The sequence below is a fragment of the Shinella sp. genome (genome assembly GCF_035998705.1).
Classification (GTDB): Bacteria; Pseudomonadota; Alphaproteobacteria; order Rhizobiales; family Rhizobiaceae; genus Shinella.
On the sequence record NZ_DASYHH010000007.1, the window covers coordinates 98,833 to 114,294 of the forward strand.

At 57.5% G+C, this 15,462-nt stretch carries 17 protein-coding genes; 10 read left to right on the top strand and 7 right to left on the bottom strand.

Annotated elements, in window-relative coordinates; translation table 11 throughout:
- Nucleotides 1-114: 114 nt before the first annotated feature.
- From VGN93_RS02085 to VGN93_RS02095, 3 genes are all read left to right on the top strand, one after another.
- Nucleotides 115-1,794, top strand: a complete 1,680-nt coding sequence (locus VGN93_RS02085; RefSeq protein ID WP_327506145.1) for a flagellin — start codon at nucleotides 115-117, stop codon at nucleotides 1,792-1,794.
- Nucleotides 1,795-1,878: 84 nt separating this feature from the next.
- Nucleotides 1,879-2,325 (top strand): hypothetical protein, encoded by a 447-nt coding sequence (locus tag VGN93_RS02090; RefSeq protein ID WP_327506146.1) that lies wholly within the window; start codon nucleotides 1,879-1,881, stop codon nucleotides 2,323-2,325.
- 325 nt (nucleotides 2,326-2,650) lie between these two features.
- Nucleotides 2,651-3,445, top strand: a complete 795-nt coding sequence (locus VGN93_RS02095; RefSeq protein ID WP_327506147.1) for a DUF2958 domain-containing protein — start codon at nucleotides 2,651-2,653, stop codon at nucleotides 3,443-3,445.
- Nucleotides 3,446-3,474: 29 nt separating this feature from the next.
- On the opposite strand, the gene VGN93_RS02100 is transcribed toward VGN93_RS02095, so the two are convergent.
- The gene (locus VGN93_RS02100) at nucleotides 3,475-4,812 is read right to left on the bottom strand and encodes a hypothetical protein (protein WP_327506148.1); all 1,338 of its coding nucleotides are present in this window, start codon (nucleotides 4,810-4,812) and stop codon (nucleotides 3,475-3,477) included.
- A gap of 94 nt (nucleotides 4,813-4,906) precedes the next feature.
- On the opposite strand from VGN93_RS02100, the gene VGN93_RS02105 reads away from it, so the two are divergent.
- Together VGN93_RS02105 and VGN93_RS02110 are read left to right on the top strand one after the other, a co-directional pair.
- Nucleotides 4,907-5,182: a DUF6626 family protein gene (locus tag VGN93_RS02105; protein ID WP_327506149.1), complete on the top strand. Its 276-nt coding sequence runs from the start codon at nucleotides 4,907-4,909 to the stop codon at nucleotides 5,180-5,182.
- Between the two features lie 71 nt (nucleotides 5,183-5,253).
- Nucleotides 5,254-6,270 carry an ABC transporter substrate-binding protein gene (locus tag VGN93_RS02110; protein WP_327506277.1) on the top strand — a complete coding sequence of 339 codons (1,017 nt, stop codon included), beginning with the start codon at nucleotides 5,254-5,256 and terminating at the stop codon, nucleotides 6,268-6,270.
- Between the two features lie 165 nt (nucleotides 6,271-6,435).
- Here the strand turns inward: VGN93_RS02110 and VGN93_RS02115 are convergent, their stop codons facing one another.
- The 6 genes from VGN93_RS02115 to VGN93_RS02140 all read right to left on the bottom strand — a co-directional run bounded on the left by VGN93_RS02115 (nucleotide 6,436) and on the right by VGN93_RS02140 (nucleotide 11,461).
- Nucleotides 6,436-6,714, bottom strand: a complete 279-nt coding sequence (locus VGN93_RS02115) for a hypothetical protein (RefSeq protein WP_327506150.1) — start codon at nucleotides 6,712-6,714, stop codon at nucleotides 6,436-6,438.
- A gap of 17 nt (nucleotides 6,715-6,731) precedes the next feature.
- The gene (locus VGN93_RS02120) at nucleotides 6,732-7,136 is read right to left on the bottom strand and encodes a Rap1a/Tai family immunity protein (RefSeq protein WP_327506151.1); all 405 of its coding nucleotides are present in this window, start codon (nucleotides 7,134-7,136) and stop codon (nucleotides 6,732-6,734) included.
- Between the two features lie 93 nt (nucleotides 7,137-7,229).
- Complete coding sequence (locus VGN93_RS02125) at nucleotides 7,230-7,697, bottom strand: hypothetical protein (RefSeq protein WP_327506153.1); 468 nt, start codon at nucleotides 7,695-7,697, stop codon at nucleotides 7,230-7,232.
- A gap of 155 nt (nucleotides 7,698-7,852) precedes the next feature.
- The gene (locus tag VGN93_RS02130) at nucleotides 7,853-8,161 is read right to left on the bottom strand and encodes a hypothetical protein (RefSeq protein ID WP_327506154.1); all 309 of its coding nucleotides are present in this window, start codon (nucleotides 8,159-8,161) and stop codon (nucleotides 7,853-7,855) included.
- Nucleotides 8,162-8,623: 462 nt separating this feature from the next.
- Nucleotides 8,624-9,466 (bottom strand): ABC transporter permease, encoded by an 843-nt coding sequence (locus tag VGN93_RS02135; protein WP_414713988.1) that lies wholly within the window; start codon nucleotides 9,464-9,466, stop codon nucleotides 8,624-8,626.
- A gap of 90 nt (nucleotides 9,467-9,556) precedes the next feature.
- Nucleotides 9,557-11,461, bottom strand: coding sequence for a recombinase family protein (locus VGN93_RS02140; protein ID WP_327506156.1), 1,905 nt, complete (start codon nucleotides 11,459-11,461; stop codon nucleotides 9,557-9,559).
- A 326-nt stretch (nucleotides 11,462-11,787) separates the two neighbouring features.
- Between VGN93_RS02140 and VGN93_RS02145 the strand changes: the two genes are divergently transcribed.
- The 5 genes from VGN93_RS02145 to VGN93_RS02165 all read left to right on the top strand — a co-directional run bounded on the left by VGN93_RS02145 (nucleotide 11,788) and on the right by VGN93_RS02165 (nucleotide 15,458).
- Nucleotides 11,788-12,942, top strand: coding sequence for a cell wall hydrolase (locus VGN93_RS02145; RefSeq protein WP_327506157.1), 1,155 nt, complete (start codon nucleotides 11,788-11,790; stop codon nucleotides 12,940-12,942).
- Between the two features lie 270 nt (nucleotides 12,943-13,212).
- A complete protein-coding gene (locus VGN93_RS02150; RefSeq protein ID WP_319310454.1) occupies nucleotides 13,213-13,608 on the top strand; it encodes an AtpZ/AtpI family protein in 396 nt (131 codons plus the stop codon).
- Nucleotides 13,609-13,669: 61 nt separating this feature from the next.
- Nucleotides 13,670-14,422: a F0F1 ATP synthase subunit A gene (locus tag VGN93_RS02155; protein ID WP_319310455.1), complete on the top strand. Its 753-nt coding sequence runs from the start codon at nucleotides 13,670-13,672 to the stop codon at nucleotides 14,420-14,422.
- Between the two features lie 66 nt (nucleotides 14,423-14,488).
- Nucleotides 14,489-14,716, top strand: a complete 228-nt coding sequence (locus tag VGN93_RS02160; RefSeq protein WP_117368645.1) for a F0F1 ATP synthase subunit C — start codon at nucleotides 14,489-14,491, stop codon at nucleotides 14,714-14,716.
- A gap of 88 nt (nucleotides 14,717-14,804) precedes the next feature.
- Nucleotides 14,805-15,458, top strand: a complete 654-nt coding sequence (locus VGN93_RS02165; RefSeq protein ID WP_319310461.1) for a F0F1 ATP synthase subunit B — start codon at nucleotides 14,805-14,807, stop codon at nucleotides 15,456-15,458.
- Nucleotides 15,459-15,462 lie beyond the last annotated feature (4 nt).

Consider the following 15,462-nt stretch of genomic DNA (forward strand, 5'->3'; position numbering starts at 1 on the left):
ATTAGGGCGGGCACCCTCGTGGTTAACCGTCAAAAGTGTTCCCATCATCGCTACCGTTGCCGGACTGGTCTTCACATGTCCGCTGGATAGCTTGTTGCCTCGGGCCTTTTGACTATGACCAGCATTCTCACGAACAATTCCGCAATGGCAGCGCTGCAAACCTTGCGCACGATCGGCAACACCATGGCCGAGACACAGCGGCAGGTAAGCTCCGGTCAGCGCGTGCAGATCGCTGCCGACAATGCGGCCTATTGGTCGATTTCCACGACGATGCGGTCTGATGCCATGGCTGTTTCAGCGGTCGCCGATGCGCTTGGCCTTGGCGCGGCAAAACTGGACGTCGCCTATGCGGCGACCGATAGCATTGTCGATATTCTCAGCGAATTCAAAGCGAGGTTGGTTGCGGCCTCAGAGGCGGGCGTCGACCGGGCCAAAATCCAACAGGAACTGGACCAATTAAACGCCCAGGCCGAAAGTACGGTGAAATCGGCGGGTTTCAGCGGCGTCAACTGGCTGGAAACCGACGCCGCCACACACCTTCAGGATATGAGTGTCTTCTCGGACCGCTTGGTTACCTCCTTTGTAAGGGGGGCGACGGGGGATGTATCGGTGAAGACGGCTGAGGTCGATCTCCGGCGATCAAGCATGCTGAATGTCGGTGGCGGCGGCATTCTACAGAAGGATATGCTCGACTATTACATGCCCCTTGGAGCGATGTTTCTGGAGAATTTCTACCATGAGGGACATCAGGACCATCTGTTCACAGGGCCTGTCGCCTTCGACGCGACGGAAACGGTTACCTTTGATCTCATCGTCGATGAAAGCGATATGTCGCCCGGCAATACCTATCCCGTCACTGTCAACAAGGCGGTTATCGATGCGGTGCTGGGAACCACGGACGGGGTGATCAACACCGTTGCGCAGTTGAAGCTGGTTCTCGAAGAAGCGTTTGACAACGCAGGCGCTACGCCATTCGTGACGCTCAACGGTACGTGGACGCCATCTCCGGGCAGATTTGCTATCGAGTCTCGTGAAACCTCTCCCAACGAGGGGTCGAGCGTTTATCTGACTTCATTGACCGGCCCGTTCAACAAACTTGGCTTGAATACGGCTTCGAATGTGGATCACGACAACATGCACCCCAATGGAGTGATGCACTTCATTCAGCCGTTCAAGCTCTATCTGGATGCGACCATCGAATTCGACATCAGCATCAACAATGCGCCACCGATGACGTATACCATAAACCGCGCCATCGTGGACGCAGCCCTGGGCACGAGCGATGGCATGATCAACAGCGCGAACGATCTTAAGACAATTGTCGACCACCTGACCGCTGGCATCGGCCTCGATGTCGACGTCACCGGCAATCAGTTGGCCTTCCGCCTCGACCAGACAGTCTACCCGGGCTACGGCACGAAGGCGACACCGTTCCGAATCTCTACCTTTAGGCCGGATCCGCCCTTCACCCTTCGGTTCGATCTTGCCGAGATCGACGTGACGTCGGATGCCTTCACGGCGGACGAATATATCGAGGGCGTCGAGCATATGCTGAAGGAAGCGATCAGCAGCGCCGGCACGCTGGGGGCGCTGAAGACCCGCATCGATATACAAACCGCATTCGCGCATACGCTCATGGATACCATCGACAAGGGTATTGGCCGTCTAGTCGATGCTGATATGAATGAAGCGTCCACTCGATTGAAGGCTTTGCAAACGCAGGAGCAGCTTGCAATCCAGTCGCTATCCATTGCCAACACGAGCGCCGAAAACATTATGCAATTGTTCAGGTAACCTTTCGCGAACTCTTTGCTCGCCCTTTTGGCAGATGGCTGTATCCCGAGAACACGTTCAACGGTTTCGGAAAAGGATTGCAGCATGTCCCATCTCAAGGCCCTCAAGCTCGCCAGCGCAGTTCCGGTTCGCTCTGCCGCCGATCCAGTGCAGCGCGCACGCGAGAAGATGATCGCCGTTCTGGCCGAGCAGAAACAGATGGCCGAGGCGAAGATCGCCGGTCAGGCATTCACGCCCACGCATGTCGTGCGCAAGAAGAATGCCGAGGGCGTCCGCGTCGAGGTCGAAACGGCCAAGCGCGTGCGCCAGGACTGGTTCACCGATGCCAACGGCAAGGTGTTTTTCGGCATCCGCTATGCCGGCAAGCCCATCGAGTTTGCCAAGGACAAGAACGCCATCGAGGCCGGCGAGCTTTTGGCGCTGCCGACGATCATCGAGACGCTCATTGAAGCCGTTAGCGCTGGTGAGCTCGATACGCAACTGACCGCCGCCGCCGCCGAGCGCGGTCAGATGCTGCGCAAGGCGAAGTAAACCGCGCAGTTTTCTCACGGTAAGCATCCGAAGGGCATGGGATCCATACGGATCACATGCCCTTCGTGCATTTCGGCACTTGCCGGAACGCAGTCAAAGAGCGCCACGGACGCGCGTTCGGCGCCGGGCGCAGCCAAGATGTGTTTTCGCCCTGCACCGCATTCTTTGACGCGTCTATGCTTCTTCCCGGATGCGCTGCGCCCCGTTGCGCGCCTGCGGCGCAGATGCACCGCGGGTCACGCTGCGAGGCCAACCGCTGGCAATCTCTGCTCGCCCTCCCTGTCGTTTGGAACTTCTCTCCCGCCGACACAACAGCGAGGGCCATATGCAGGACGAGCAGAGACAGAACAGCGAGCACGGCAGCGACCACAATTTCAAGCGCATCGAGCAAGCGCGGATCGACCTCGCCTTGCTGTTTACGACCGATCTGCATGTCGGCTCTAAGCGCCTCCACGAGATGAAGCGCAAGGGGACGACGCTGAACCTGCAATTCGATGTCGATGGCGACATGCGCTGGCGCAGCTACAATTCGGCGCTGTCCTGGCGGATCACGATGCTGCTGGCACTGACCGAAAACAGGACCGTCACCATCCACGAAATGGACCAGCCGGGCCGTTACCGACGCATGTTTCCGGCTACATTGCTTCGCCGCCTGCAATGGCATGCGAGGCCGAAGGCAGACTTCCCGCCCGTCGCCCGGTTCTACGATCCCCATGGCAAAGCAGTTCTGCTGGTGACAAGAAGCCGGTTCTGCGGGCATGCGGTTGATGCGCTTCACAATCTCACGGAAGGCGGGCCGGTGTTCCAGCCGCTCTGGATATCAGACATCATGGCCCTGAGTCCGATGCTCGATATCGGGCTGGTGCGAGACGATACGTTTTCCGCATCCATGCCGATCAGCACCTATCTGGAAGCCGCCGGGATACATGGGCAGATCGTGGAGGAGGCGGAACTGTTGAGCATGTCGCTCACCGGCTCTGTCGCGCCTCTTCCCGTGCCGCCCTCATCGCGCAGCGTTGCAGCGATCTTCCAGCAAGAATGCGATCACAATCCCGCGCTTGCGAAGCTGCAAGGGAGGTCGATCTACGAAGATTATGCTGTGGGTGCTGGAGGTTCTTAAGGGCCGAAAAGTTCTGCGGGCGAACTTTTTCAATGTATCGCACCGGTCCTCTGATCGCCACTCGCTTGCTCCGCGGCTCGAATGATACGTAGGCGTTCGGCAAGGCTGATCACGTTCCCGGCGTATCTGGGTGTCTGTACGACCGTTGTCTGCTGGCTTGGCCGCGCCTGTGTCCCAAGCGGGAGGCGAGGGCTTCGGTTCGCTGATGTCCAGTTAGTATCCAGTAGTGGATTATTATTCCTTACATACCCATATGCATCCCCCACATAGCCTACATGATCATCCACTACGCACAGAGCATCAAAGTCCTCATCAGAAGACTCATGGAATTTCACCTCCGTGCTTTCGTGCTGATCAATTGAAGCGCCTTGATCGATTGAACGGCAAGGGAACCGCTCGGACGAAGAGCCAACGTTTCCGAGTTCAGCAGCAATGTTTTCCATCGCATTGTTGCTCTTCTTGCTGAGAACAAAGCGAAGCGACTGAAAGCCGGATCGCTCCATGCATAACCACTCCGCATAGGCTTTGATGTCTTTCTCTGGCCACCAATCGCGTGTCGCAGCTACGTGACCATCCGTTGCTATGAAATCCAACGGGTCGGGGACACGGGGAGCGCTCTCGATCCGGAATTTCAGCGAGTACCGTGTCACGTTCTGGAGATTATGTTCGATCTTCCTATACGTGTGGAACGGTCGCACATCGATCTGGTAGGGAGCCGAATGTCCGTCATTGCGGAGAGCCTTGGCAATTTCCTTCTCGGTCAGTCTGCCTTTGCTGACGATCGCATGCAGATGCGGAAGCCAGACGGTTTCGTCGTCTTTGCCGATGAAAGGAAATCCTAGGCTACCCAGTGCAAGCTTGGTCTTCCTGCCGGCGCTTTCAAATTCCCCAAAGTTCATACGACCCATTTCCCAGAAACCGACCAACTGGAAATCATCCCACCGGCTGTCGAGGCGGCGTTGACGCTCAACGAAGTTGCGCAGCCGCCGTTTCTCCTTCTCAATGACATCATGCACGTCCGACAGATCGGTCCTCGCCGGAAGCAGGATAGTCACAAAGGCAACATCAGCGTTGGCGGCATCCAAAAATGTTTCTCGGATAGCGTGTCGTGTCTGCCTGCCTCTTTCCCGCATGAAGCAACGCGGGCACAGGGGAACGCCGCAGTAGAACATGTTGTTGGACGCGCTGATCTCGCCACAACGGATCATTCGCGGCATTAACGGGTGATCCGGCCCGAGCGCGTTCATCACCATCTGCCGTTGTTCTTCGTTTTTCGGGGATAGCCACCGAAGCCGCCTTCGTTCCCGCCAATCGAGTTGCCTCTGACGCATCAGTTCCGCCCGTACCTTGTTCATAGCCTTGGTCATGAAAATCTCCTCTGAAAATTGCCTGCTATTTATCCAGCAATTTTAACACCTAGGTCTCTGGAGAATAAATATTTAAAACAAGGAGATAGTGACGATGAAGGTGAAAGAAATCTATGAGGCGATGGCAGCGGCAGGTCTTGCCAATTCGCAGATGGAGTTTTCCCAAGTCTGGCTTGGCCGCAGCCCGCGCTATTATTCACACCTCATCGCGACCCAGCGGGAGCCGGGTCTTGCCACGCTTTGCGGGATCGCATGGCGACTGGATCGGATGCCCCTGAGCGGGAAACCTATCCTGCTAGAACTTAAGCAGCAGCTTGCCGATGAAATCAACCGGCGGGCGATCACAGACATTCGCCGGCATCGATCTTAACGTTTGGCCAAGGGGCAGCGAATACAATCTGTGCGTTTATCGCACCCGCATATCAGGAAATCCCCATGGACATGAAAATCTCCCTCAACAAGCCTGCCATCGCTGGCCTGCTGGCACTCGCCGCGACCTTTCTCGCATCTCCCGCTTATTCGTTGGATAAGGTTCGCTTCGGCACGGATTGGCTTGCTGAAGCCGATCATGGAGGTTTCTATCAAGCCGTCGCTGATGGCACGTATGCCCGCTATGGCCTCGATGTCGAAATCGTCCAAGGCGGCCCGAACGCGAAGAACCGCGCCCTTTTGCTCGCCGGCAAGCTCGACTTCTACCTTGGTACGCAGCAGGAGCAGCTTGTCGGCATCGAGCAGGGCATTCCGCTAGTTGATGTCGCTGCCTTCTACCAGAAGAATGCTCAGGTCATTGTGGCTCACCCGGAAAGTGGGATCGAGAAGTTCGGAGACCTTGCCAAGCTCGAAACCATCTTCATGACGCAGGGTGGATTCGGCGCGTATTTTGAGTGGATGAAAGCCAATTACGGTGGTTTCCGCGACGAGCAATTCCGACCCTACACGTATAGCCCGGCTCCTTTCCTTGCGAACAAGCAGTCCGCGCAACAAGGTCTGATCACGGCTGAGCCTTTCCAGATCAAGGAGCAGACCGGCGTGGAACCCACGATTTTCCTGCTCGCTGATGCCGGCTATAAGCCCTATGCGACCACGATCACAGTTCAGCAAAACCTCATCGACACAAATCCTGACCTCGTGCAGCGGTTTGTCGATGCGTCGATTGAGGGCTGGTACAACTATCTGTACCGGGACAACTCGGCCGCCAACGCGCTGATTAAGACAACGAACCCCGATATGACGGATGGCCAGATCGAGTACGCCATCGACAAGATCAACAAATACGGCATCGTTGATAGCGGTGATGCGCTGGATAAGGGAATCGGCTGCCTGACCGCCGAGCGTTACAAATGGCTTGCCGACGAGTTGGTCAAGGTGGGGCTGTTGAAGCAGGAAACCGATTACACCAAGGCCTACGATGCTCGCTTTTCCTGCAAGGGCGTCGGACTGACATTGAAGAAGTCCTAGCGGCTCGGATTTTGTCGCAAAAATCGGTCGCAAAAGACTAAGTTTTGCGACCGACTATTACGACGGAAATTCCTCTAAAAATTCATAGCCGCCGATTTCGTAGCGGAAGTCAGGACTTTCGCGAATTCTGTAAGAAGGTTGACAGGAGCGAAATATTTCATGCCGTCAGAACAAAGAGACGATCATCATGCCGGCGAACGCTATAAGCGGCACGATGTAAAACGGACGAAATAGATAGAAACGCTGCCAATTCGTGAGGCCGAGAGCATTGATGTAAACGCGCTCATCAAGCTTCAGATTGTCCGCGCCGCTATCGACGGAAAAATCACCGCCGTTACTCTTATAAAATCGGTATTCCCTGACCTGCGCGACAATTTGGTGAGCCGCCAGAAGAATGACCGCCACAAACGCAGCAGAAAAAATCAAGATTTCCAATAATAGCATAACTCGAAAACGCCTCTTTAATTCGCAGGGCAGGGATAAATAGCAGCCAGCGTCTCAATCACCAATGTCGATGCTCTCCCTTTGATACGCTCCGGCGTGACGCTTCGAAGATGCGTGTATACGTGATCTGTAAGCTCATGGAGGAGAACCGATCCGGCCCCACACCACCCCGTCCCGCTGGTAGCATCAGCCACCCCAGCTATATAAGCAATACCGCGGGCGCCCGACGTGATACGACCAGCCTCACTCTGCAGAGTGCCATCATCGGACTTTCCTTCGAGCGCCTTGATCAGCTCAGTCCCGCTGATGATCCAGTCGCGGGCCTGATCGTTGTCAGATTCTGCTGACGCGACATTGATAGCCAAACCTATCCACAGTATCGCCGCTGAAAAAGTTGCCCGGAATTGGTACGCTGCTGTCATCTTCCGCTCCGTTGATCAGGCTGCCACCGGCGCTGCTCGAACGCAGGCGATTGCGCGACATGGCTGACCTAACGCACTCTGAAACGGGCAACATCAGATCGTGTATCGCTCATAGGCTTCGAGTAGGAATTGCTTGCCTTTCTCGGTCAAGCTCGATGCGTCAACGAATGCGCAGAACGAGCCAGCCTCATTCCGCATGTTGTCGATTTGGGCGATCATATTTTTGCTCCCGAACACGACGTGAAAACGCTCGCCAGCGGGCAGCCAAACAAATAGCGGGCTTGGGGAGAACTCCAAAATGACGTCCTCGTGGAAAACTTGGAAAAGGCCGTCCCATGCGCGAACCGGATCGATTCTGGTGGTTTTCTCCGATCGCTTGCCGAACTCGGCATGATGGATGCTGACGGACCCTCCGGGCGTTCCAGCAATCCTTGCCAGGGCAAGGAATGCGTCCCTATCGAGAACATCAGGGAATACCCGAGATCCGAGCCCGCGTGCCAGAAGGAATGCAGGGCGCAGAAGGCGCTTTTCATCGAGCGCGTCATCAAACAGCGTAGCCATTATATTGCGCCATACATTTTAACAGGGTTCCATACATGATCTGCCGTTTGAGAAGGAAATATCTAAACTCCCTATAAAATCAGGATTCACGCGACAAACACTAATCTTCGCCGGGCGGAACCGGCACGCCCGCCCCGATATATATCTCTCGCAACTTAGAACTTCTGGTAGCCCAGGATCGCCATCGCCCGAACCTGATCGTCAGGGATGTGCCCGAGCTCCTTTAGAAAGTGGATCTTCCTGTCGAAGGCTCGGCCACGAGCATCGTTGCGCTGTTGCGGCGTGAGCCGGCGGGAATTCCTGTGCCGATCCTCGAACAATAGGTCAGCGCATTTTTGATGGCACATCAGCTCCAAGCCATTATCGACGAGGATAAGTGCGATCCGACCATTGAGCGGGTGATCTATCGCAAGTTCAGCAAGTGCGCGGTCCAGTTGCTCTGCAATGGGAACGATCGATCGCACGGATAATCTCCTAACGCGCTCCGCAGCCGTTACATTTCAGCTCGCTGCACCGTACGTTATTTGATTCGCCGCACTCGGACAGCTTCCTATAGTCAAAAGGAGTTCGCGTCCTGAACAACCCGCTTCCCTTTGATCTCGCATCCGCGGTCGACGCGCTGTGGCGTCACGATGGTCCGATAGCTGGAAATCTATATGCGGCCCCTGCCTTTGTGAGGCTTCGGGAAACCTGCCAGCGGCTCTATCACGCGGGATCTAAGGAAGCCTTGAGCTTCGCCCTCAGCCAAGCCCTCTACGGTCTCGGATTTCACTGGAGCGACGACGCACCAGCCCGCTCTCGCCGCTCTTGCATGTTGCCCCTGTGGGTCGGCATGGGACAACGGCCAACGCCGGCGGCTAACGCATCTCCCTGGCTTATTACCCGCCTGTCCGTTGTCGGCCCCAAAGTGGCCATGTCTGCTTGGATCACCCCTTCGACGTGACTTCGCTTTCGTGCCAATGGCGAAGAGCAAGCTCGGACAGGCGTGATGTTACAGCAAAGATGACGCTCCCTAAGACGGCGAGCAAAGCCAATGCGGCGAAGACGCGTGGTGTGTTCAGGCGGCTTTGCGCTTCCAGCAGCCGAAAAGCCAGCCCGGCATTGTCACCAGCCTGTCCCACGGAGAACTCTCCGACGATGGCCCCGACAAGTGCGAGACCGCCGCCGACTTTGAGGCCCGCGAAGAAATGGGGTAATGCAGTTGGAGCGCTCAAATAGCGGATCGTCTGCCATCGGGATGCGCCGTAGGTACGAAGCAGATCGGCATGGTGGCGTTCGGCACTTTTTAGTCCCTGTAGCGTGTTCAGCATGATCGGGAAGAAGGCCACGACGAACGCGCAGATCAATTGTGCAGTTTCAGGTGTCGGCACGTAAATCAGGATCAGCGGAGCAATCGCAACTATGGGCGTGACTTGCAGCGTTACCGTGATGGGATAGAAAAGGGCTTCGATCCAGCGAGCTTGCGCCAGAAACAGGGCGATGCTGCCGCCGCCAACGACCGCACATAGCAAGGCAAGCAAGGTGGTTCTCGTCGTGATGCCGAGCGCCGGCCCCAGTTTGGGCCAGTCGGAGATCAGGGTTGCGACAACTTTGTCGGGTCCGGGGAGGATGTACGGCGGCACTTCCGACTGCCACACATACGCGGCCCAAAGAGCGATCATTGCGGAGGCGCCGAGTAGCGGAATAGTGATACGGGAGGCCAATTCACTCAAGGATGCCTTTGATCGGCCTGATCTCGTCTTTGCGGCTCCCAAATTTATCCCTTCCATGCGGCGTTCGTGTTTCGCATACTGAAGGAGGGTTTCCCGGAACTTGCGGGAAGTGCAACTGGCAATATCCGTTGAAGGATGTGTGGCCGCTTATCGCTTCGACCCTTTTCGCTCCTCTGTCTTCTCAAGCCATTCCTTTGCACGGGCCTGCCGTTCTGCTTTCAGGCGCTGCACCGTTGGGTCGTCGAGACGCGGGTTCGTGGCAGCTTCCCGATTTGATGGGGAGCGTTGATTGCGAGCGATCATATACTTCTCGATCCTATCTTGTGCTGTCTCCAGCACCCGTCGACCTGCTTCGTCGGTCGGATTGGAAATATAGCTGGTGAAGTGATCGAGGGTCATCGCGCCGGCCTTGGGGCCTACAACGCCACTCGCTATCAGGTCTGTGGTGCTCTCCAGCTTTCCGTCTTTGAAATGATAGGCAAATAGACCGTTCTCAAAGACGAGCGATGCAACGTGTTTTTGAGCATCGAACAAGAAGTGCGAGAATAAATAGCGTAGGGCTGCATTGACTTGGCTCCGGCTGCGAAAGACCTCAATGTCATCCATCATCGGCCATTGCCGGCGGTTCTCTTGAATGATCCGGTCAATATCGCTGAAATCCGACATCGCCCCTAGCATAATGTCGCGTTCCCGTTTCGCCAGCTTGAGCGCCTTTTCGGTATCGGTCTTTTCGATCTGCAACTTGTCCAGCGCTTTATGCAGAACGCCTGCAGAGGCAGCCGATACCATTTGCATCTGTCCTACAAGGTTTTCTTCCTTGCGTTCGATTTCTGCCAATGCGGTATGTGATCTCCGTATCGCCTCCTCAATGGCCGTCAATTCCGTGTTTTTGGTTTTATGACCCACGAAGTCGGAAATGCTGAATTCGCGTACCGTGTCGAGGACCACGCGTTCAAGGCTTTCATAGTCAAAATATTTCGCTGGCATGGAGCAGCCGACGCCGCGCCAACTGTTATAGCAACGCAGGATCGGCTTCTGTTTGCCTGGTGGGCCTGAATAATTGATGCTCATGTTGCCGAAGCAATGTTCACAGGAGCACATGCCGTTGAACAGATTGGTGAAGCGGTTGCCCTTTCGACCTTTCACGATCCGGCGGGCGCGGTGGCGTTGCGCAATATGGAAATCTTCTTCCGAGATGACGGCAGGGAAATAGTTTGGAATAGGATCAGCGATCTGTTCCTTCCCTTCGCCAACTTTCAGGATCGGTATAAATGTTCCGTACGCGGCGTGGTTGTCGAGAATACGACCAATACCTGTTTGATGCCAACCGGCGCTTTTTTTGCGGTAGGTGGGCAGCTTGAGCCGGTTGAGTTCCTTGGTGATCGTCATCTGACCGCAGCCGTCTTTCGCCAAGGCGAAGATCTTGCGGATCGTGTCTGCATGTTCGTTCAGTTCATATTGGGTTACGCCATCCCTGTCCTTGTACTGGCTGATCCACGCGGGAACGTTCGTCGTGAATTTGGCTTTTCCTTCGAGGGCGAGAGCGCGGCGCTTTTGAATGGCCGATTTCGAGAGGCTCGACTTGCGCTGGCTTTCTCCATGGGCGCGTGCCTGAATTGAGATGATGCGGATTAGCTCGGTCCAGTCTTCGCGAAGGCTTTCAGCGGAGTACACATTATTGTCATCGAGCGTGACCACGTTCACGCCGCTTGTGAGGATCGAGGTCAATATGACCTGCGCGTCCATTGGGTGCTGACGAGACAGGCGGTCGAGAGATTCAACCAACAGAACCGAACCGCGAACGACTTGCCCTGACGATATCATGTCGAGAAAGCGGCCAAGAGCGCCTTTATATACGTTTGCACCACTCCAGCCTGACCGGCCGATATCCTCAAGCGCTTCGTCGAGCTTCAGGCCATGCCGGGCCGCATACGCCTCAGACAAAGCGATCTGACGACCGGGGCCGTCGCCCAATGCCTGCTTGCTGGAACTGATACGGATATAAGAGTAGGCGACGGTGTCCTCGGCAAACTTCATTTCGTATTCTTCCATTAAATCACCATTAACCATGAGGCGCCTATGGTTAATGGACACAGGGTAGCGATGAGGAATTAAGCTTGCGCTAAGCGTACAAAACGCACAGCCATCAAGGTTAATGCTTCATTTTACCCTGACAACGAGCCGCTTCGGTCCCGTGCTTCGGCGCGGCAGGGCTCCCATACAGTCAGTTTCGGGCAGGAAGACACGCCATCGGACAAGGGCGGCGTGCCTGCGCATGCGTGCGGAGTAAAAAGTTGCGTAAGCGTAGCATTCGTCATGCAGGGGCAGGGCGCTTCCTGGCCTTCCTGCGGCAGTTCCGGCAAGGATGCGCAGCGAAATTGCGCGAGACCCTTGCAAAGCGGGAATGGAAGATCCCGCTCGCCGTCGGCCTTGGCCTCATTGTCGGCTTTCCCACGCAAGCGGCCCATACGGACCTCGCCACCTACCTTTCCGGCCTCAACCGCAAGGGCGGCAACCAGACCATGGTGCTGACCCGCTCGCCCGCCGGCTCCATCCACGACGTCGAGATCGCCTTTGCAGACGCCATGACCACCGGCGGCGTCGAGAGTGGCGCCGGCGTGGAACTGCCGGGGGGCATCAAGGCGGCGTTGCGCAGCGAACACAAGGGCAAGGGCGGCAGTCCCGACGAGGACCGCGTCAACCGCCGCGACAAGAAAGGTCGCATCGTCGCCGTCCTGCAGGTCACGCCGCCGAAGGATTTTACCGCAGGCTCGATCCTGGAACGCTCCAGCGCGATCTTTTCGCCGGTCTTCGACACCGGCGAGCGCATGGCCTTCGCCAAGCCGCAGATCAAGGGCAAGGAAATCGAGATCGCCACGGCCTTCTACAAGAAGAAGCCGGTCCATAAAGACGATGGCCTCTCGCCGATGATCGCAAGCCTCGTCACCAGCGACAAGGCCGACATCCTCGCCACCGCCTATGCCCGCGTCGAGCCGGATTACGCCCGGGAATCACCCTTCGATTCGATCCTGAAGCCGAACAAGGAACTCGGGCGCTTCATCCCCGACATTTCTCCGCAGGATCATGCCTGGGCAGCGACCCCGCTCCCGGCCGAGGTCTTTACCGCGAAAGAGCAGAAATGCCTTGCCGAAGGCATCTATTTCGAGGCGCGCGGCGAGGAGGTGAAGGGCCAGGCGGCGGTGGCGCAGGTCATCCTCAACCGCGTGCGCAACCCCGCCTATCCGAAAACCATCTGCGGCGTCGTCTATCAGAATCAAAACTGGCGCAACCGCTGCCAGTTCTCCTTTGCCTGCGACCGCATTCCGGACCTCATTCTCGCGCCCTGGCACTGGAAGACCGCCAAGGAGATCGCCATGGCCGTCACCGCGGGCAAGATCTGGCTCGACGACGTCGGCTCCGCCACGCACTATCATGCGACCTATGTGAACCCGCCGTGGGGCCGCACCATGAAGAAGGTCGCCAAGATCGGCCAGCACATTTTCTACCGCACCTATGGCGGCGGCTGGAGCTGAGGGTGAGCTGTTGCGGCCGTGGCTGAGTCCGCGCGCCAGCCGGAACGATTCCCGGGACGATCGGTCGCGCCTCAAGCGCCAATCCCGATAATTTATTGATTTTGCTCAATATATTTGCTGTGGCACAAAGCTTCGCCGTGCCTTGACTATGCTGGCACCTAAAACTATGTTGCGGCCGACTTCGAAAGGGGTCGGATATGGCTTGAATCCTAGCCTTCAATATGTCCGCAATGGGGCGAAAGCGCCGGCGGGAACGAACGGGAGGACGCCATGACCGATCAGCAAAAGGGAAGTCTGGAAGACCGGCTGAAACGCCTGGACGCGGAACTCGCGGAAAGGCGCAAGGACGACGGGGCGGAACAGGCCGCCGAGGCACGGGCATCCGAGAGTCGCAAGGGCTACGCGGTGGCCATGAAGCTCTCGAGCGAGTTCGTCGCTGCCGTCATCGTCGGGGCGCTTCTGGGCTATCTTTTGGACCATTTTGCAGGTACAGGGCCGTGGGGGATGATCATTCTTCTGCTCCTCGGCTTCTGCGCCGGCGTTCTGAACGTCATGCGCGCGGCTGGCATGGTGGCATCGCCCCATCCGGTCGACAGGCTGGCCGGGCGCGATCCCGCCAAGGCCGAGAGCAGGCGGAAAGAAACCGAGACGAAGGATGGCGCCTGAGGGTGCGGTCCACTTAATGGGTGACTTCCGCCGCAAGGCGGGCAAGCGAGAGAGATAAGCGGTGTCCAACGATCCGACCCATCAGTTCCTGGTCAACAAGATTGTTCCGATCGAGATCGGCGGCATCGATTTCTCGTTCACCAACGCCTCGCTCTTCATGGTCGCCACCGTCGCGGCCGCCACGGGCTTCCTCTACTTCACGACCGGCCAGCGCGGCCTGGTCCCGAGCCGCATGCAGTCGGTCTCGGAAATGTCCTACGAGTTCATCGCCTCGATGCTCCGCGAAGGGGCGGGCAGCCACGGGATGAAGTTCTTCCCGTTCGTCTTCTCGCTCTTCATGTTCGTGCTGACCGCGAACCTGCTCGGCATGATGCCCTACTTCTTCACCGTCACCAGCCAGATCATCGTCACCTTCGCGCTTGCGCTGCTCGTCATCGGCACGGTCGTGGTCTACGGTTTCTACAAGCACGGTTTCGGCTTCCTCAAGCTCTTCGTGCCGTCGGGCGTGCCCGGAGCGCTTCTGCCGCTGGTCGTCTCGATCGAGGTCATCTCGTTCCTCTCGCGTCCGATCAGCCTCTCGATCCGTCTTTTCGCCAACATGCTGGCGGGTCACATCACGCTGAAGGTCTTCGCCGGCTTCGTCACCTCGCTCAGCGCCCTTGGCGCCGTCGGTGTGGTCGGTTCGATCCTGCCCCTTCTCATGACCGTCGCCCTGACCGGTCTCGAATTCCTCGTGTCGTTCCTGCAGGCCTATGTCTTCGCAGTTCTGACATGCATGTACCTCAACGATGCCGTGCATCCGGGTGGTCACTAGGAAACAGTCGTCGGCGCCCCCAGGGCGTCGCTCATAAGCCGCAACAACCCATTCAAGGAGTTCATCATGGAAGCGGAAGCAGCAAAGTACATCGGCGCAGGTCTTGCCACGTTCGGTCTCGCCGGCACGGCTCTCGGCCTCGGCAACATCTTCGGCAACTACCTTGCCGGCGCTCTGCGCAATCCGTCTGCCGCTGACAGCCAGTTCGGCCGTCTCGTATTCGGCTTCGCCGTTACGGAAGCTCTGGGCATCTTCTCGCTGCTCATCGCTCTCCTTCTCCTCTTCGCCGTCTGATATCGGCCGAGGACTGGACCATGGCCCCTGCGGGCCGTGGTCCATCGTACGTTTCGTACATGATTGAGAATGCCCCCTGGAGGTCAGCATGTCTGTGACCTTGGCATCGGCCGAGTCCACCCCTTTCGAAATCGCCCAGGCGGCAACCTCTGCGGAAACGCATGAGACCCCTGCGGACGCGCATGCGGCTCAGCCGGCAGGCGAAACGCACACCGAAACGGGTGTGGCCCATGGCGACGAACACGCCACCGGCGTCTTCCCGCCTTTCGACCAGACCACCTTCGCATCGCAGCTCCTGTGGCTGGCGATCACCTTCGGTCTGTTCTACCTTCTCATGTCGAAGGTCGTCATTCCGCGCATCGGCTCGATCCTCGAGACGCGCCATGACCGCATCGCGCAGGATCTCGACGAAGCCTCGCGCCTGAAGGCCGAAGCCGACGCCGCGATCGCTGCCTACGAGCAGGACCTCGCGACGGCCCGCGCCAAGGGCAATGCGATCGCCTCGACCGCCCGCGACGAAGCCAAGGCCAAGGCCGACGCCGAGCGCGCCAAGATCGAAGCCTCGTTGCAGGAAAAGATCGCCGGCGCCGAAGCCCGCATCGGCGACATCAAGGCCAAGGCGCTTGCCGATGTCGGCTCGATCGCCGAGGAAACCACGACCGCCCTGGTCGAACAGCTGATCGGCGCCAAGGCCAGCAAGGCCGAAGTCGCTTCGGCCGTCAAATCGGCCGCAGGCGAATAAGGAG

Excerpts from the sequence above, each read along its gene's own strand:
- VGN93_RS02100 (WP_327506148.1), bottom strand. The coding sequence starts at position 4,812 with ATGACCAAGGCTATGAACAAGGTACGGGCGGAACTGATGCGTCAGAGG.
- VGN93_RS02095 (WP_327506147.1), top strand. The coding sequence starts at position 2,651 with ATGCAGGACGAGCAGAGACAGAACAGCGAGCACGGCAGCGACCACAAT.
- VGN93_RS02090 (WP_327506146.1), top strand. The coding sequence starts at position 1,879 with ATGTCCCATCTCAAGGCCCTCAAGCTCGCCAGCGCAGTTCCGGTTCGC.
- VGN93_RS02105 (WP_327506149.1), top strand. The coding sequence starts at position 4,907 with ATGAAGGTGAAAGAAATCTATGAGGCGATGGCAGCGGCAGGTCTTGCC.
- VGN93_RS02115 (WP_327506150.1), bottom strand. The coding sequence starts at position 6,714 with ATGCTATTATTGGAAATCTTGATTTTTTCTGCTGCGTTTGTGGCGGTC.
- VGN93_RS02150 (WP_319310454.1), top strand. The coding sequence starts at position 13,213 with ATGACCGATCAGCAAAAGGGAAGTCTGGAAGACCGGCTGAAACGCCTG.
- VGN93_RS02125 (WP_327506153.1), bottom strand. The coding sequence starts at position 7,697 with ATGGCTACGCTGTTTGATGACGCGCTCGATGAAAAGCGCCTTCTGCGC.
- VGN93_RS02140 (WP_327506156.1), bottom strand. The coding sequence starts at position 11,461 with ATGGAAGAATACGAAATGAAGTTTGCCGAGGACACCGTCGCCTACTCT.
- VGN93_RS02160 (WP_117368645.1), top strand. The coding sequence starts at position 14,489 with ATGGAAGCGGAAGCAGCAAAGTACATCGGCGCAGGTCTTGCCACGTTC.
- VGN93_RS02135 (WP_414713988.1), bottom strand. The coding sequence starts at position 9,466 with ATGGAAGGGATAAATTTGGGAGCCGCAAAGACGAGATCAGGCCGATCA.
- VGN93_RS02165 (WP_319310461.1), top strand. The coding sequence starts at position 14,805 with ATGTCTGTGACCTTGGCATCGGCCGAGTCCACCCCTTTCGAAATCGCC.
- VGN93_RS02085 (WP_327506145.1), top strand. The coding sequence starts at position 115 with ATGACCAGCATTCTCACGAACAATTCCGCAATGGCAGCGCTGCAAACC.
- VGN93_RS02120 (WP_327506151.1), bottom strand. The coding sequence starts at position 7,136 with ATGACAGCAGCGTACCAATTCCGGGCAACTTTTTCAGCGGCGATACTG.
- VGN93_RS02110 (WP_327506277.1), top strand. The coding sequence starts at position 5,254 with ATGAAAATCTCCCTCAACAAGCCTGCCATCGCTGGCCTGCTGGCACTC.